Origin of the sequence: Bacteroides sp. NSJ-48 (genome assembly GCF_014287405.1) — a bacterium.
GTDB classification, from domain to species: Bacteria; Bacteroidota; Bacteroidia; order Bacteroidales; family Bacteroidaceae; genus Bacteroides; species Bacteroides stercoris.
Genome location: NZ_JACOOD010000006.1, coordinates 1 through 16,510 on the forward strand (window position 1 = coordinate 1; position 16,510 = coordinate 16,510).

Annotated in this window: 15 protein-coding genes; 2 read left to right on the forward strand and 13 right to left on the reverse strand. The window is 48.7% G+C overall.

Features of this window, described 5'->3' with window-relative positions:
* From H8S52_RS04205 to H8S52_RS04265, 13 genes are all read right to left on the reverse strand, one after another.
* The coding region (locus H8S52_RS04205; RefSeq protein ID WP_186909347.1) for an SDR family NAD(P)-dependent oxidoreductase at positions 1–380 on the reverse strand (380 nt) is incomplete at its 3' end.
* Positions 381–491: 111 nt separating this feature from the next.
* Complete coding sequence (locus H8S52_RS04210) at positions 492–1,148, reverse strand: WbqC family protein (RefSeq protein WP_186909348.1); 657 nt, start codon at positions 1,146–1,148, stop codon at positions 492–494.
* An 88-nt stretch (positions 1,149–1,236) separates the two neighbouring features.
* Complete coding sequence (gene lepB / locus H8S52_RS04215) at positions 1,237–2,175, reverse strand: signal peptidase I (protein WP_186909349.1); 939 nt, start codon at positions 2,173–2,175, stop codon at positions 1,237–1,239.
* A gap of 34 nt (positions 2,176–2,209) precedes the next feature.
* The gene (locus tag H8S52_RS04220) at positions 2,210–3,694 is read right to left on the reverse strand and encodes a S26 family signal peptidase (RefSeq protein ID WP_186909350.1); all 1,485 of its coding nucleotides are present in this window, start codon (positions 3,692–3,694) and stop codon (positions 2,210–2,212) included.
* Between the two features lie 6 nt (positions 3,695–3,700).
* Positions 3,701–4,465, reverse strand: a complete 765-nt coding sequence (gene dapB, locus H8S52_RS04225; protein WP_186909351.1) for a 4-hydroxy-tetrahydrodipicolinate reductase — start codon at positions 4,463–4,465, stop codon at positions 3,701–3,703.
* 453 nt (positions 4,466–4,918) lie between these two features.
* Positions 4,919–6,994, reverse strand: coding sequence for a BACON domain-containing protein (locus tag H8S52_RS04230; protein WP_186909352.1), 2,076 nt, complete (start codon positions 6,992–6,994; stop codon positions 4,919–4,921).
* A 16-nt stretch (positions 6,995–7,010) separates the two neighbouring features.
* Entirely contained in the window at positions 7,011–7,724 is a 714-nt protein-coding gene (locus H8S52_RS04235; RefSeq protein WP_186909353.1) for a hypothetical protein, read from the reverse strand.
* A gap of 452 nt (positions 7,725–8,176) precedes the next feature.
* On the reverse strand, positions 8,177–9,544 hold the full coding sequence (gene mobV / locus H8S52_RS04240; protein ID WP_186909354.1) for a MobV family relaxase: 1,368 nt from the start codon (positions 9,542–9,544) through the stop codon (positions 8,177–8,179).
* Positions 9,545–9,731: 187 nt separating this feature from the next.
* The gene (locus H8S52_RS04245) at positions 9,732–10,694 is read right to left on the reverse strand and encodes a toprim domain-containing protein (RefSeq protein WP_122115295.1); all 963 of its coding nucleotides are present in this window, start codon (positions 10,692–10,694) and stop codon (positions 9,732–9,734) included.
* A gap of 209 nt (positions 10,695–10,903) precedes the next feature.
* Positions 10,904–11,980, reverse strand: a complete 1,077-nt coding sequence (locus H8S52_RS04250; RefSeq protein ID WP_186909355.1) for an AAA family ATPase — start codon at positions 11,978–11,980, stop codon at positions 10,904–10,906.
* Positions 11,970–12,323, reverse strand: coding sequence for a helix-turn-helix domain-containing protein (locus H8S52_RS04255; protein ID WP_186909356.1), 354 nt, complete (start codon positions 12,321–12,323; stop codon positions 11,970–11,972). Before H8S52_RS04255 ends, H8S52_RS04250 begins: the two co-directional genes overlap by 11 nt.
* 256 nt (positions 12,324–12,579) lie before the next feature.
* A complete protein-coding gene (locus H8S52_RS04260; protein ID WP_057281875.1) occupies positions 12,580–12,984 on the reverse strand; it encodes a hypothetical protein in 405 nt (134 codons plus the stop codon).
* Between the two features lie 2 nt (positions 12,985–12,986).
* Positions 12,987–14,219, reverse strand: a complete 1,233-nt coding sequence (locus tag H8S52_RS04265) for a site-specific integrase (RefSeq protein WP_122115298.1) — start codon at positions 14,217–14,219, stop codon at positions 12,987–12,989.
* A gap of 208 nt (positions 14,220–14,427) precedes the next feature.
* On the opposite strand from H8S52_RS04265, the gene H8S52_RS04270 reads away from it, so the two are divergent.
* Both H8S52_RS04270 and H8S52_RS04275 read left to right on the forward strand, forming a co-directional pair.
* Positions 14,428–15,702 carry a DUF2851 family protein gene (locus tag H8S52_RS04270; RefSeq protein WP_117954277.1) on the forward strand — a complete coding sequence of 425 codons (1,275 nt, stop codon included), beginning with the start codon at positions 14,428–14,430 and terminating at the stop codon, positions 15,700–15,702.
* An 86-nt stretch (positions 15,703–15,788) separates the two neighbouring features.
* Positions 15,789–16,298, forward strand: a complete 510-nt coding sequence (locus H8S52_RS04275; RefSeq protein ID WP_117954279.1) for a DUF4348 domain-containing protein — start codon at positions 15,789–15,791, stop codon at positions 16,296–16,298.
* The last annotated feature ends 212 nt before the right edge of the window (positions 16,299–16,510 follow it).

A 16,510-nucleotide genomic window follows, 5' to 3' on the forward strand; every position in this document is an offset into this window, starting at 1 on the left:
GTACCGAAGAGGTTCAGGTCTACCACTTTGCGGAATGCGTCCACATCGAGGTCGAGCACGGTCTTGTCCGGAGCGATGGTAGCGCCCGGCATGTTGCCGCCTGCGGCGTTCAGCAGCACGTCGATAGTGCCGAAGCGTTTGAGGATGGCTTTCTTGTTTTCTTCCAGCACTTCCTTGTTCAGTACGTCGGTTACGAGAAACAGGGCTTCGGACTTTCGGTTAAGCTCGGCTTCCAGTTCCCTGCCTGCTTCTTCCACACGGTCCAGAATTACGATTTTAGCTCCTTGCTCGGCCAGATAGTTGGCGATGTTTTTTCCTAAAATGCCACAACCGCCTGTTATGACGATTACTTTGTCTTTAATGTCGAATAAGTTTTTCATGATTTATGTATTTAGTTATACAGATGTGTATTCTTTAGGTTTGTATGGCAAAGATATGGAATTAATACTTCTCTTATTGTTAGAAAAGTCTCAGAATTTATATAATTTGTATCAGGTGATGGGATTGGAATGAACAGATGAATTGCTTTGTTGCAATATCAATAAGCTTTCCGGTCCCATATTGAACAGCAAATCGATAATGCTGAGGTTGGGCAGGAAGCCGAGTTTTTCGTGAAATACCTGGTAGTAGGGTTGCGGAAAAAAATCCGTATCTTCCAAGCGGAAGTCCTTCTTAGGATGAATGCGTTCACGAAAATCTACTTCGTTGGGTGTAAATATAGCTTTGTACTCTGAGGTACGTTCTATAGTTGGCTGTATGTCTATCAGGGAGCAGACGAGGTGGCAAAGTTCTTCGTTGAAATCGGCTAAAAACTCATATTTCTTTTCATAAAAAGGGCGGAAATCATCTTTGTAATATTCAAAGAAAGGTGTATGGTTGTATGCCGATTCAATGGCATTCCAGTGCAGATGACGCCAGTTGCCGTGGTCGGAGATACGGATATCACGCATCGGGCATTTCGGCGTGTCGGGCTTGACTGTGGGAATGGAAAGGGCAAGTTCGCCGTCGGGCGCAGCAATGGTGCAACGGTTACGATACGTCTGTTTGGTATAATGGTCGTGCTGTTCGATATATATTTGGTCGTATGCCAACAGTTTGGTATAGTATTCAACCGGAGCCAGATAGGCGGAAGAAAGATAGACGGTCATTTGAATTGAGCATTTAAGAATTAAAAATTAAAAAATAAGAACCGGCAGGAGTTACTGCCTGGTACTTTATCATTTGGTTGTTTGATTATCACTTTATTCTTCTCCATATCCTGTCCCAGCGATACCCGTTGAAAAATCCCGTATCCTGCTCCTTTGAGAACCAGATGACGGCGGCCTTTCCGATGACATGGTCTTTGGGGACAAGTCCGAACAAGCGGGAGTCTGACAGGTTTATCGAGTTGTTGGCACCCACCCAATAGTAATCTTTCATAAAGTAACAATGCTGTACAGGTTTTCCTTCTATGTATAGTGTATCATTTTTGATGTCTGCCCGTTTCCTTTCATGCAACACCAATGTGTTGCGCAGCAGTGTCATGTTCCAGGGATATACACGTACGGCTTTCCCTTTGCCGGGGATGATGAGAGGTTTCGGTACGTCAACCGAGTCTTCTTTATCGGCAGGCTCTATCCAGTTGTTTGTTCCTAAAGCCTGTTCCAACAGATAATACTCGTACCTGCTGAAGCTGCGTACGTTTTTTGCCGTATCCTGTCCCAATAATACGTTGGGGCGGATAGAAAGGATAGTGAGCAGTGAGTCTAACTGCTTCTCTTTCTTCCGGGGATATGTATAAAGGAACTTCTGGTCGGGAGCGTTTTTTTCCGAAGGAATTACGGAGAAAAGAGAATCTACCCACAAAGTATCTCCCGGTACTCCCAGGCAACGGCCGATGTATACTTCTCTCTGGTCGATTGCTGTTTGTGAGAGGTTGGCTGGGTTATTGAATACAAGAATGTCATCCTTACGTACTGGTTTGTCGCCCCAACGGTGATACCCCCATAAGCTTATGAAAGGCAACCGTAGTCCGTAGCTCCATTTGTTTACCAGAATACGTTCACCGCGGTACAGTGAGTTTTCCATTCCTGTGGAAGGAATCAGATAGGAAGTTGCAACGCAACTCCGGAGCAATATCACTGTAAGTATTACTCCGGTCAGGGTAGCTGCAATCTTCCAATTCCTTCTCCGCATAGTGTGTATTGATCGCTAACTTCCGGTCACTGTATTAATGTACCCACTTGAAGATGCGGTTCCAACGGATTTTTCCATCAAACCAACCACGGTCTTTATCTAATGAGAGCCAGACAACGATAGGCTTACCTACTACGTGGTCTTCCGGTACGAAGCCCCAGTAGCGGGAGTCAAGGGAATTATGGCGGTTGTCGCCCATCATCCAATAGTAGTCCAGCTTGAAGGTGTAGGTGTCTGTTTTCTGTTCGTTGATGTAGATGCCGTCCGGTTTTTGTTCCAGTGTATTGCCTTCATAAGCTACGATGCAACGTTCGTAAATGGGCAGGTTATCTTTGTTCAGGGTAATGGTCGCACCTTTTTCCGGTATCCAGACTGGACCGTAATTATCCCGTGTCCACTTTGTATAGAGGTTTTGCGGATACATTTGTCCTGAAAGGTTTTCCGGTTCCATGACGATGCGGCTGACCAGTTTTTTATTGCCGGCGAGCGTATCGTACATTTTTTGGGTGAGGGGCAGGTGATACACCGGAGTCAGTCTGCCTTGAGCATCGCGGCGGTCCAATCCCATCTGCATAAGTCCTTCTTCATAAGTGAAGTCATCGGTCATCAGTATCTGGTCGTCGTTACTGATGCCCAATTCGCGAAACATCTCTTCCGGTATGTACGGGCCGGTGGTCTGTACGAAATAGTTGAGCTGCATCTCCTCCGGATTCTCGATGGCTTTTCCATCGATGTACACTTGTGTATCTTTGATTTGCAGGGTATCTCCCGGCAGGCCGACGCAGCGTTTTACATAGTTCTCGCGGCGGTCGACCGGACGTACCACAATATCACCGTACATTTGCGGATTGGTACGAATCAGATTACGGCCGGCATTGTAATAAAGGTCGTAGACGGTACGCTGCTGGTCGCGCGTCAGACTGTCCATATTGATTTTATTGGGATATACGCGCTGTCCTTCCCTGTAAGCCAGGTTGTAAAAATCTTCTTGCTGTCTGTTAAGCGCTACCGTATCACCCGCAGGAAAGTTGAACACGACAATGTCATTCAGTTTTACTTTTCCGAAACCCGGTACGCGTTTGTATTTCCATTGCGGCCATTCAATGTACGATTTGGTGTTGAATATCGGCAAAGTGTGTTGTGCCAACGGCATGGAAAGCGGTGTGTTCGGTACACGCGGACCGTAGCTCATTTTACTTACATACAGAAAGTCACCCACCAGCAATGATTTTTCCAGCGAAGACGAAGGTATCTGATAGTTCTGGAATATGTAGATATTCACAAAATAAACAGCCACCAAGGCGAATACAATGGCGTCTACCCAACTCATAATGCCACGTACAGCCGGATTCTTGGATTTTTTCCAGAAACTCCAAGGTATCTTCTTGCTGATGTAGATGTCAAATATGAAAGGAAGAACAATCAGTCCCCACCAACTTTTCACCCAGACAAGGAACATCAGGTAAAGCAGGGTAACTATGCCGAATTTGACCCATTGGGCACGTGTTGCTTTTCTCATAATACTTTAGTCTTTTAAAAATGGAAATAAATCGCTCATGCCTAAGAAACCTTGTTTGTCGGCTGTATATTCTGCTGCCAACACAGCTCCCAAAGCAAAGCCGCTGCGGGTCTTGGCGTCATGGGTAATGGTGATGCTGTCTGCCTCTGAATCGTAGCGGATGCTGTGAATGCCCAGTACTTCTCCCTCGCGGATAGAGCTGACCGGCAGTTCGTTGGCAGCGCATTCGACAGAGCCTGACACGGTTCCATCCGGTGCTTGCAAGGTACCTTTTACCCAGCGGCTTTTGCGGTCGAGATTATCCAGAATACCTTCGGCCAGGGTAATGGCAGTGCCGCTTGGAGCATCCAGCTTGTGTATATGGTGAGTTTCGCTCATTGCTACGTCGTAAGCAGGGAATTGGTTCATGATCTTCGCCAGATATTTGTTGACGGCCGAGAATATGGCTACTCCCAGACTGAAATTAGATGACCAGAACAGGGTTTTTCCACCTTCGGAACAAAGCTTTCTTACCTCTTCACCATGTTCTTCCAGCCAGCCTGTACTGCCCGAAACCAATTTTACGTCTGCTTTGAAAGCTTTCATATAATTGTTGTAGGCTGCCGTCGGATTGGTAAATTCTATGGCGACATCGGCACTTTTGAATGCGGCCGATTCAAAATCCTCTTGGTTATTCACATCGATGATGCTGACAATTTCGTGTCCGCGGCTTAAGGCAATCTTTTCAATTTCCTTACCCATTTTTCCGTAACCGATTAATGCGATTTTCATTGTTTCTTTGGTTTTTATTCAGTTTATCAACGAACTATATGTCGCAAAGGTAATCTTTTTCTTACATTTGCGCACAACATTAACGATAAGTTAATATATTGTAGTCCTTTATGTTTTACTTAATTATCTGATTTACTTTATTTTACCATTTAAAAGATAGGATAATATAAATAATAGAACATACAATTTACATACAAATGGTGTATCTAAAAGAAAATAGGAATAAATATTTGCATTATAAAAGTGGATGTTTAGTAAATGCTCCTAAAAAATAAGATAACATATAAAGATACAAAAAAGCCAACTAATTTACAATACTTTAAGTATTAATTAGTTGGCTTTTTATACTATTTACCGAATATCTATAAAAACGAAACAAAATAAGGTGTTATTCTCTTTTACCTTCCAATATATTTTCTTTTCCGTCTGACAAACTTTAATCATTAGAAAAATCTAGTGTCTTATATGTTCATACTCTCCGTCTTGCTGGATAATTGTACAGGTCTGCATCACATTTCCTTTCGTGTCTTTCAGGTATAGGTGGGCAGTGCGGTCCGTACTGGTAGTGTTTTCGGCTATTGGGATGCTTATCTTCCATTGGTATACAGTGACGTGGTTGCCGCTGTATTGCTCGTTTTTTTCTCCCTGTTCGATTTTTTCCACCGTCATCCAGTTACAGTCGGTCGATATAATTGGTTGGTGATTGGCATAGATAATGAATACTGCTTCAGGATGCCTACCGGATGACATAGAGTGACCGTAGCCATCCGCATCGTTCCAGCCTCCCGAATTTCCGTTGAGTTCCATCCTCAAGTAGTCGTAATAAAACACCTCGTCTGGGTCGTTGTGGCTGTAGACGATTTCATGGCAGGCTATGTAGAAATTGCGCTCCATAAAGCGCGACTTGCACTCGTAGGTGTATTGAATGCCCATCCCGTGTCCGGAGGATTCAGGCACTTCTTTCACGAACACGTTCCATATATTTTCCGGCAGGTGGGCTAGGAAATCAATTCTCTTGCCGTCTATCACGAGAAACTGATCGTAGAAACGTGCTTTGAGTGTCAATCTTGCCACCCAGCCTTCTGCCGATGATTCTACCAATTTTCTCTTTTGGTGAGTAGTGTCTATAAAGTACCATCCGGTGGGCAGAGATGTCTTTTCCCATTGGTCTTGAATGGCCTTGGCCTCTGGGTTATTGACGTTATCATCGTATAGTTTACTGACAACATAGTTCTCCCACTCTCCCGGGGCTGAACCAGTATAGCCATCATCGAACTCTTCTCCCCAGTGCAACGTGGAGACATCCGGTATGGTAGTAGTATGGTAAAATACCCAAAGGCTGTCGTTCACGTTTTGCGTATATTCGTCCCAAAAGATATTTCCCCAATCCGCTTTGCCCGGATAGAGGTCTACCGGATCAATAAATGCAGATGATTCCACTGTATGTCCTAAATCCACAAATCTGTCTGTATAGACTTTCCCATTGGTATAATGTCTTTCCCGTTCCACATAGGCATAGTAAAGTAATGGCAGATTGTCATGTGCTTCCTCCCATATATATCCCGTGCGGTAAATTACCGTATCAAGTACCGGAACGTAGGCGGTCTGCCTTACCAGTATGTCTTGCGATATTCCCGTGTCCTTTCCTTTGATGGTGATGGTTGCCTCCCGTCCGACTGAGTCGCTCTCATTGGGGGAGATGTCAAAAAACAAGTCCTTTTCCACCAGTCCGCGGGTACGCCCTTGCACCTGCTTTATCCAGTCGGCGGAAACCGTCACCTCCAAATCAAGATTGGTCTGCACCTTGAAATCCAGCGCACCGCCTACGGCATCCACTTCGTATTCATTCTTCGCCACCACAATCGCACCCTTATAGGCCTGATACACCTTCACTGTGTCTGCCAGTGTAGCGTCCGTCTTTCCACGGAATACAACTTCCGTCTGCCTCGGGTCATAACTGCTGTTGGCCGCAATGGTAAGCATATGGCTGTGGGTGGTGACGGCACGTGTGTTTCCTCCGTCCGTTATCCAGTCTACGCTGTCGGGTATCAGCACTTCGTATTCCATGGTGCTCGTGATGTCAAGCGTGACGGTCTGTTCTTCCGAACCTGCCACAATCTCCCTTTGCTCAAGCGTGATGAAGTTGGAATAGTCCTGCGTGACGGTAACCGTTTCCGTTTGGCTGCCGCTTCTGATGGTTACTTCGGCGGTTCTTGTCTCTCCGGTGGCGTTCGGTTCTGCGGTGATGGTTATTGTCGCATCCCCTGCAGCACCGCTTGTCGGATGCACTTTCAGCCATGAGGCGGAACGGGCTGCTGTCGTTTCCGTAACGGACACGCTCCATGCCTGAGGAGCGTTGAAAGAAAAAGTGGTGCTGCCTCCGTCTTTTTGTAACGTAGGCTGTGTGTCCTCGGTGGAAGGAATAGTGATGGGCATGTCGGATTCCTTGTCATCGCTACATCCCTGCCCGAACAGCAGGTATGCGACAAGCCCGGAACAGATGAATAATTTTGATTTTAAATTTCCCATATCCTTTTATTTTAAGTTAGTTATATCGTGAATATACACTATCGCTGATGTATTTTCGGCACAGACTCGGGCCCAGTCGGTTGATGACTGTGCGGTATTCCTCTTTCTTGTACATATCATCAAAGAAACCGCATTCTTTCAGCCAGTCTATATATTCTTGCCCTCTGTTTGAATGTTCCATGTGGAAGAATATTATCTGGTTAATTAGATAGGAAAATAACTGGCTGTCGTTCATGCTACACTGTATGATTTTAGTATACTCCATTTTTTTACTTTTACATAAATCTTTCTGTAGTAGGATGGTCTGCATTTCATGATAAAGGTACTTGAAGCATCTGTTAAAGTTCTCGAAGTCTTTTATCTGTCTTTGAAACCTTTGCCATATATGTTCATTAAGACGGCACGGAGATATAGGATGCATGCTGCTGAACCGCCCTGTATTATGGTCAAAGAAATGGAAGAAATTCGTGAACACATCTTCATCCTTTTTTATGTCTGACAACCATGCTTCAAAGCGGTTATTTACCCGTGTCTTGCTCAGGTTGTTGCCGAACAGGGAGAGCTGATTGCTCATGAGTTGTGCGAATAGTGAATCAAAAGATGTAATTCTTTTTAGTTCATGAGATTGCCGATAGGCTTTATATGCCATACGGAATGCTTTCCAGGTGGCAAGAGCTGTTATGGCAGTGGCAAAAGTATTGATAATGCTAATGATATCAATCGTTGGCATATGGAACTTCGTTTAATAAAATGACAAAGGTTGAATATAAAGGCAAGTGAAACGGGTCGTTTCCTTTAGGAAATAGTCGGACAAAGAAGCCGGATGCCGCAAGATATACATACTGTGAGTCCTCCATGCTCTTCCCAGTCCCTTGGAAGATTTCTATTTAAACGTGAAGCGTGGAACTGCATGCCACGTCTTAAATTGGAGGTCCTGAGAAAACCTTTGATGACAGATATGGTTATAGCAGCCCACGCTATATGCGTGAGAACCACTATGCCGTTCTTGTCATCTTTGAAAATTTCTCAGGTTTCCAATTACAAGATAAGCATAACGCTTCTTCAAATTCTAAAATGTCTTGGAGGGAGTTTTCTCTCTCCAAATGCAAAAATATGAAAAATGCAGGAAGTGCAATAATATTTCCTGCATTTTTTATGTTGGCACATAAGTATTTATAATCGTTACAGTTTGAATCCCTTGTTTTTCCGTTGCGGTTGCTGTATCGTTGGCCGTATCCGTCGGAGCAGCCTCTCGAACTGCTCCCTGAACCAGTCGAGGATATTCTTCCCGTTGATGCGCAGGACAAAGCGTTTCCCTCTCTCTCCCTGCTCTATTCCCATCTGCGCAGTGGCACCTGTCACGGAGAGGGCTCTCTTGTGTTCCTCGGAGTAAAGGTTCCCGCTGTACTCCAACGGCTGGAACGTGAAAAGCCGGTCCGTCTGCTCGGGCGTGAAGCCTGCCGAACGGCAGTACCTCTCCATGCGCATCGCGTCGGCGAAAAGAGGAAACCAGCCGCACGCACGCTCCGTCCATTTTTGCAGATATGCAGTCCGCTCCTTTTCCCTTTCCAGTTTTTGGATGTAGTCGGTCTGCACCGTGGCAAGTTCCCTGCCGTGCTGTGCCCGCTGCCGTTGCAGACTGGCCTGCAAGTCCTCTATGCTCTCTTCACGGGCGGCTATTTCGTTTTGCAAGTTGCGGTTGTCCGCCTCCAGCTCCCTGATTTTCCCACTGCCCAAAAGAGAACCCATCTTCGCTATGATGGCGGTCTTTGCCTCCATCTTGACCGCCTCCAACTTTTGCGTGTTGATTTCCTTTCTGGCCGTTTCCAGCCGTTTTTCCGCCTCTTCCTGCTCGGCTTGGAGTTGTCGCACGTTCTCTTCCAGTTCGTCCGTCTGCCGCCTCAAATCGCGGTAATACTGGGCGGTGGAGACATGCCGGGCTTCCGAACCTCTTATCCCGCGTTGCAGGCCGTATTTCACCATGACTCTGGCATAGTCGTCGTGGTAGGCAATCAGTCTGGTGCGGTTCAACACGTCGTCGGCACACAGCCGGGCGGCATTCGCCTTCTTGCGGTAGGTTCGCCCTCCCTCCTGCGGCTTCTTCTGCCCCGCCTTCCTGCGCTCTCCCGTCACTATCGGTACGAGCGTGGCGTGTATGTGCGGCGTGTGCTCGTCCATGTGCAGCACCGCCGAGACCACGTTCTCCCGCCCGAAGGTCCTGTACAGCCAGTCCATGCTGTCCCGGCACCAGTCGTCCAGTCTTCCGGCTTTCTCTATTTCCATCATGTCCTCATGTGTTCCTGAGAGCATGACACGGATGGCGCGTACCTGGTCGTGGGTGATTTTCCTTCTGATGCCCGCACTGCTGATGCGGGCGGCAATCGCATCGTCACGCTCCCTGATGCCTTCGGGCATCCGGACGAGCTCGCGGTTCAGGTGCGTGCGCGTAGGGTTGACGTTCGGTGCTATCACCCTGCGCTCGATATGGTCGGATATCCGGCTGTCGGATGCCCCCTTCGCTTTTCTGAAATCGAGTGAGAAATATCCCATTGTAAAGTCTTTTTAAGTTTGACAATTCCGCCTGCCGTGCGGATATGCCTCACGGCGAACGGGGTGTGCAGAGGGGCCGGCCCCTCGCCTCAATAGGGCGTTTTTAGCTGCGCTTGCGCTGCGTGAAGAAAACGCCCTATTGAGCTATGGCTTTTCACTGTGCAAAAAGCCTGCGGGATGCGTGCGGTTACATTCCGATGCCTTTCCCCTTTTTCTTGCCAGGCTGCTGCACCCACTGTACTTGCTTTGCCTGCCGTACCGGGTTCGCCTGCTGTGACAACTTTTTTCCGTTCAGGTAGTCGTTCAGGTCCTTGTACCCGCTGTACACATGTGACGCGTCGCGGACACGCAAACCGTACTCTCTTTGGATTTCGCGCAGGGCTTCCAGCCCGGCGCGGTCGTTGTCAAGGAAGCAGTGTATCCGCTCATAATCCCCCAGCGGCCGCAGGGCTTTGGAAAGGTTGGAAACCGAGTTCAGCACGATACAGTCCTGTCCGTCAAAGGCGGGGCGGTCGGGATGCCTCTCCTGCCGCAGCGTGAGGAAGGATAGGTAGTCCATGAAACCTTCGAAGAGGCAGCAGGTTTCCCCCGGTTCCGTTTGCCGTATGTGGGTGATGTCTTTCGGGGCTATGCAGCCCTTGAAGAACTTGTTGCGTATCTCGTAGCCTCCCGAACGGTTGGGAAAACCGACGGCAAAGTAGGGTTTGCCGTCGGTCAGATAGTGCACCTCCCTGCATTCTCTTTTTGCCAGTTCCGTATTTATCCCCCTTTCCCGCAGATAGGAGAATAAGGCGGGGGAAGAAAGCGGCATTACTTCCAACTGCCGGAAGCTTGGTTGTGATAATGTCTGCCCGCCAAAAGAGAAAGAGACGGGGCGCACGTGCGGTGCCTGCCTTGCTATCATTTCCAGAAGGTAGGACACATGGTCGGATGCGTAGAGTTCCGCCGCCAGTGCGATGATGTTGCCGCCTTTCCCGGTGGCAAAGTCGTACCAGAGGTTACGTTCGGTGTTCACCTTGAACGAGGCCTCGGTTTCCTCCCTCAACGGTGACTTGTACCATAGGTTGCCGCCCTGCCGTCTTACGGGTGAGTACCCCAGACTGTGCAGGTATTCGGCTATGCTGATTTGTTTCGCTGTCTGAATGTCCATACGTGTAAGTGTTTGAATGAATGACTGTTTTTGTTTTTTCGCCCGCACCTTCTTATATAAGGTACGGCATATACATGGCTTCACTTAAATGCTCGTATATATAGGATACGGGTATTAAGTGAAGCGGTTGCGTGATGTCCGCGTACCGCTTCGCTTTTCCCTTATATATAGGCACCGTGAATAAAGTGAAGCGTTTTTCCGCAGCCGGTTTAATAATGGAAATCGGGCATGAAGGTGTATTTCCTGCCGTTCTCCTGCACTATCATCCGCTTGCTCCGTAGCGTGGTGATGAGTGATACCGCCTTGTGGTGGTTCAGCTTCACGCCGACGGCGGCATAGGCATTTATCAGCGCGTCCTCCAGTTCCTTGTAGCCGTATTCGCTTTTCAGTGCGAATGCCGCCTCCAGAGCGATGCGGTGCTGTTGCTCCGTGATGTGCCTGTACGCGTCGAACGGCTCCTGCTGCGGTCTTCCGGCCTTCCTCTCCTGCGGGGCATAGTTCTCCACCAGTTCGGGAAGTGCCCTGTCATTGATGCGGAAGGCGAACGGCTCGAAGTCCATCGCCCGGATGTGCATGGCCGACACCCGGCTGATGTCGCTGTCGTTCTTGTCCTTCTCCACCAGCAGCACCGTCTCGGCCTTGTTGTTCAGCTCCGTGCCGATATGCCCTCTTGCGTTCTCGTCGCCCTTGTTCTGGTGCAGTATCGTGTGGATGTGTACCTGGCGGTCGTCCGTCCACTGCATCAGCTTGGAGATGATGCGTGTGGATTCGCCGGGGCTGTTGATGTCGTACACCATGTCGCGGATGCCGTCTATCACGACAAGCCCCAGTTCCGGGGTGTTGTAGATGGCCTGCTCCACAGCTGCGATGCGTTCTTTCGGGGTGTACTTGCGAAGGGCGAGAAATTCGAGGTGCTCGCTGTCCCGGTCGGTCGGCAGTCCCGCCATGCGCAGGATGCGTTCCATCACCTTGAGACAATGATAGGGGCTTTGTTCGGTATCGACATAGAGGATTTTCCGCTTGTCTTTGGGCAGTTCCGCCGAGTACAGCAGTACCGTGCCGTTCTTCAACGCCGCCGCGACGATGGCGGAGACGTTGAACGTCTTCTTGCTTTTCGCCTTGCCGATGGACGCGCTGAAATTGCCAAGTGTGCCGACGACAGTGCCGTTCGCCTTCAGTATCTCGGGGGCCTTCTCACATTTCATGCCGATGCTCAGCCGTGAGGCCTGCCAGATGATGATGGCGTTCTCACGGGTCACTTCTTCTATACGCTCGTTACTTTCCATGGCTGCGGAGTTTTCGGTTTGCGCTTCTGACGATGGCGAGTGCCGCTTCGCCCTTGTCGTTCACACGTCTTGCGAGGCTTTCAGCCCATGACAGCAGCTCCCTGCGGGAGAACAGCAGCTTGTTCCCGTACTTGCGGAACGGCACATCCCCCTTGGCGGTCAGCTTGTAGAGGCGGGCCTTTGAAATCAGGAACCCGTGCTGTTCGAGCACCCCCACAGCCGCATCCGGCGTGAGGTTGTCGGGTTCGTTTTTCGGCAGGGTCAGCCCCGCCAGTGTCTGCGAGACGCTCTCGCTCACGATTGCCCGGAGTTCCTCGGGCGTGGTAAGAATAATCTGGTTCATGTCCTTCCTTTCTTTTTGGGTGTTTTACTATGGCTGTCGTCACAGCCGTTCCAACCGGTTGTGGCGCAAAGGAAGAATAAAGGAAAGCGAATATCAAACCGCAAATAACTTAACACGGATATGACTTTTATGGACGTTTCATGACTTTGGGTGACACTGCGTGGGGCGGGTAAAAAGAGAAACGGTGCAATAGGCGGACATAATCCTCCAATGGCACCGTTTTGCACACATATGTCAAGTGATTCGGAATGTACTATTATTTCACACCCTTTAACTTTCCGAGTTGGGAAATGACTTCTTCTATTACGAAATATTTCTCTCCCGGTATCCCGATGTCGGAGCGCGATATGAAGCCCAGCTCCTCCCACCGGGCTATGGTCTGGCGGCTCACGCCCGCCATTTTTGCCAGTACGCTCTGGCCTATCATCTCCCTGCCGAGGATGGCGGGATACCTGTACTTGCGGGTGGCGTGGCTGAACCTTATGCGTTCGATGACCGCCTCCACATTGTTTATGGTGGGCCGTACCCGCTCCTGCACGCGTATCACGGCCTCCGTTATCTCATATCCGGCAAGCCCGGGATGTCCGGAAAGCTCCTCCCATATGGCACCGAAACATTTGAGGTGCCGTATCTTTATCTCTCTGGTCTTCTTTCTTGGCATGGTCAGTCGAATTTGGTAAGTAACTGCGCGTTCTTCATCCGTTCGTCCCGCTCGAAACTGGCAAGGTAGTTCTCCGTTATGGCAAGGTTGGAGTGCCCCAGACTTTCGGATATGTAGGAGATGTTCGTCCCGCTGCGCTTGAGCACGGTGGCGAACGAGTGCCGGGCCGAATACGTGGTCACGGGGGGCAGCCCCACCGCCTCGGCTATCCTGCCCAATACCTTGTTGCATTTCTGTATGACCGTATCGACAAGGTGCTTGGTGGCGAAGCCGTCTTCCTTCCCCGTGGCGAACTTGAAGATGAGCGTGCCGGGGTTTCCGTCATCGGGGTTGCCCCAGCGGTCCATGATTTTCCGCATCTCGGGAGTGAGCACCGCACGTATGGTACGCACTTGCTTGGAAGTGTTCATCGTCTTTGCCCTGACAAAACAGATTTCACCGCCCACGATGTTCCCGTAAGTAAGATAGAGCATGTCCCGGAAGTTGATGCCGTTGCAGAGGTAGGAGAAGAACCACATGTCCCGGTAAAGTTCGGTTTCCTCCCTCCCGTCGGTATAGGTGACGAGCCTCTTTATCTGTTCCAGCGTGAGTGCCAGCTTCCTGCCCTCGGCTGAGGGTATCTCGAACCTGTTCCTGCCGAACGGGAAGTGCGCCTCCTTTATTATGCCGTCCGCCTTTGCCCGGTTCATTATCGCCTTGAGCATCTTGAAATAGACGCTGAGCGTGGACTTGCTTTTCTTTTGGCCCGTCCAGAATCTTCCGCAGCGGTTCAGCCAGTCCACCGTGACGGCAGAAAACGGAATGTCTTTCCCTGCAAACTCCTCCACCGCCGTCAGCAGTGCATGATAGCTGCGGTACGTACCCGCCTGCCCGTTACGTTTCAACTCTTCCGTCTTCGCCTTTATCGCGGCGTTCACTGTCGCGGTGGAGCATCTGCCCAGCCGGACACTCAAAAGGTCAAACGCGAAATCTCCACGTTCGGCGAGTGCCTCCACCTGCCCCTTGATGATTGAGAAGCTGTTCTCTATGTTCGAGCGTGCCTCCGTGAGCCTGCGGCTCTTGCTTTCCGCAAGGTTCGCCCAATCCTCCTTTGACAGCTCCTGCCCCGTGGAATAGTATTTCTGCCTGCGGTTGTGTATGACTTGTATCTTCACGGGGAACAAGCCGCTTTTCTTCGCCCTGCGTGCGTCCAGTACCGACAGCACCGAAATTCCGTCCTTTGAATACTTGTACATAATCTGCCGTTTTTGATGGTTCTTTACTTGGTCTGTATGCAAATATATGTGCATACGATTTGCATACAAAAATAGAGATTATCGGAAAACGATGCAAATTATTTGGAGAGAAAATTTGCTAAAATACGCTATAATACAGTGATTTGCGTATGTAGGTAAAATGGTGGAAAATAAATAAAAATGGGCTTATTTTAACGAAGCGTTAACAATGGAACAATTGCTGCATTACGTTTGGAAGCATAAGATATTTCCTTTAATGCCACTCCAGACAACCTCCGGACAGCCGGTCGAAGTGATAGATCCCGGTTTGCCGAATACTGATGCAGGCCCCGATTTCTTTAACGCAAAACTGAAAATAAACGGTACGCTTTGGGTGGGTAACGTTGAGTTGCATACGCAGGCTTCGGACTGGTTTCGTCACGGACATAACCGGGATACGGTTTACGATAATGTTATTCTGCATGTGGTGGGCGAGTCGGATTGCGAGGTGTACTATGCCAACGGCGGTATTGTTCCCCAGCTACTGTTGCACTGTCCGGACAATGTCCGCCGGCGTTATGACGAATTACGTCAGACGGAAATATACCCTCCTTGTTATTCTATTCTTGCTTCCTTACCGAAACTGACGGTCCATTCCTGGTTATCGGCTTTGCAGGTAGAGCGTTTTGAACAAAAGGCACAGGCCATTGCCGCACGTCTGGAGCGTTGCAACAATCATTGGGAAGATGTATTCTTTATTACCCTTGCCCGTAATTTTGGTTTCGGTCTGAATGGCGATGCTTTTGAAGCGTGGGCCGGTCATCTGCCTTTCCGTGCGGTAGACAAGCATCGGGATAGCCTTTTTCAGGTAGAGGCGTTCTTTTTGGGACAGGCCGGGCTTTTGGAAGAAGATTGGCAGGAGGATTGTTACTACCGGGAACTTCAGAAAGAGTTTCATTATTTGCAGCGCAAGTTTGAATTATCTGCTCCAGTGAGCAGTGACCGGTGGCGTTTTTTACGTTTGCGTCCCGGCAATTTCCCCCATGTGCGTCTGGCACAGCTTGCCTGGCTGTATCATAAGGAACAATCTTTGTTTTCACGAGTTATGGCGGCCGAAACTGCGGAAGATATAAAGAAGATAATATCCGCACGGACTTCGCCCTATTGGGAGACACATTTTACGTTTAAAAAAAGCTCACCCCATCAAGAAAAGCGTTTGGGAGAGAATGCTTTGAACCTTATTCTTATCAACACCGTTATCCCTTTTCTGTATGCTTACGGAATGCACAGAGCAGATGAACGGCTTTGTGACCGTGCCACTTGTTTTCTTGAAGCATTGAAAGCCGAGAACAATCATGTCACCCGTTTGTGGAGTGGAGCCGGACTTCCCGTTTATACTGCGGTCGACTCACAGGCTTTGCTTCAGCTTCAAAAGGAATATTGCGACAGGAAGGACTGTTTGCGCTGCCGCTTCGGTTATGAGTATCTGAGGAATAAGAAGTAACAGGTGTAAATTCCCGCCGGCTTTTCATTGTAAATTTCCGGCTTGTCGTATATTTGCACTTTAAATCGGAATAACTCGTATCTATTATGAAAGCTATTAATTTTGTTGTTTGTCTGTGCATGGCGTTTATGCTCTCAACTTTCAACAGTCTGGCAGCCGGAGAGGATTTCAAGTCATTTCTCCATAAGTTTACATCCAGTGCTTCATTTCAGTATTCACGTATCAAGTTTCCTTTGAAATCGCCTATCGTATTGTTGCAGGATGACGGCGAGACAGAGCAGACTTTTCCTTTTACCCGTGATAAATGGGCGTTGCTGGATAGTGAAACCTTGAAAGAAGGACGTATCACAGAAGAAGAAGGAGGAGTTTACATCTCACGTTTTACCCGGGATGAACCTGCCTATAAAGAATTTGAGGCGGGGTATGACGAGTCGGAGCCCTCGCTCCGCGTTGTGTTTGAGCTGATAGACGGTAATTGGTATGTGACCGACTGCTATAATGATTGGTATAATCTCGACCTGCCTATCGGGGAGCTGGAAGAGACTGTCCATACAATGCAGGAGGAGAATAAAAGCTTTGAGGAACTTCATCCTTAGACTCCTTATCATACAAAGAAAAAACTGTTCAACCGTATACTGAAGCGTATTTAGTATACGATTCAAATGGATTCAGTGTACGACTGAATAGACTCTTATTTATATATGTTGATAATCGGCGGGTTGTAAAATTGGATTTAGGTGGTTATAAATCATAACAAATGTTGCTGGCGCAGTTCTATGCACCACTTAACTTCTTCATGGGTAAAGCG

Bases quoted from the DNA above. Each gene is read 5' to 3' on its own strand.
- H8S52_RS04230 (WP_186909352.1), bottom strand. From the start codon at position 6,994: ATGGGAAATTTAAAATCAAAATTATTCATCTGTTCCGGGCTTGTCGCA.
- H8S52_RS04255 (WP_186909356.1), bottom strand. From the start codon at position 12,323: ATGAACCAGATTATTCTTACCACGCCCGAGGAACTCCGGGCAATCGTG.
- H8S52_RS04235 (WP_186909353.1), bottom strand. From the start codon at position 7,724: ATGCCAACGATTGATATCATTAGCATTATCAATACTTTTGCCACTGCC.
- H8S52_RS04270 (WP_117954277.1), top strand. From the start codon at position 14,428: ATGGAACAATTGCTGCATTACGTTTGGAAGCATAAGATATTTCCTTTA.
- H8S52_RS04245 (WP_122115295.1), bottom strand. From the start codon at position 10,694: ATGGACATTCAGACAGCGAAACAAATCAGCATAGCCGAATACCTGCAC.
- H8S52_RS04250 (WP_186909355.1), bottom strand. From the start codon at position 11,980: ATGGAAAGTAACGAGCGTATAGAAGAAGTGACCCGTGAGAACGCCATC.
- H8S52_RS04265 (WP_122115298.1), bottom strand. From the start codon at position 14,219: ATGTACAAGTATTCAAAGGACGGAATTTCGGTGCTGTCGGTACTGGAC.
- H8S52_RS04275 (WP_117954279.1), top strand. From the start codon at position 15,789: ATGAAAGCTATTAATTTTGTTGTTTGTCTGTGCATGGCGTTTATGCTC.
- H8S52_RS04210 (WP_186909348.1), bottom strand. From the start codon at position 1,148: ATGACCGTCTATCTTTCTTCCGCCTATCTGGCTCCGGTTGAATACTAT.
- H8S52_RS04260 (WP_057281875.1), bottom strand. From the start codon at position 12,984: ATGCCAAGAAAGAAGACCAGAGAGATAAAGATACGGCACCTCAAATGT.
- H8S52_RS04220 (WP_186909350.1), bottom strand. From the start codon at position 3,694: ATGAGAAAAGCAACACGTGCCCAATGGGTCAAATTCGGCATAGTTACC.
- lepB (WP_186909349.1), bottom strand. From the start codon at position 2,175: ATGCGGAGAAGGAATTGGAAGATTGCAGCTACCCTGACCGGAGTAATA.
- mobV (WP_186909354.1), bottom strand. From the start codon at position 9,544: ATGGGATATTTCTCACTCGATTTCAGAAAAGCGAAGGGGGCATCCGAC.
- dapB (WP_186909351.1), bottom strand. From the start codon at position 4,465: ATGAAAATCGCATTAATCGGTTACGGAAAAATGGGTAAGGAAATTGAA.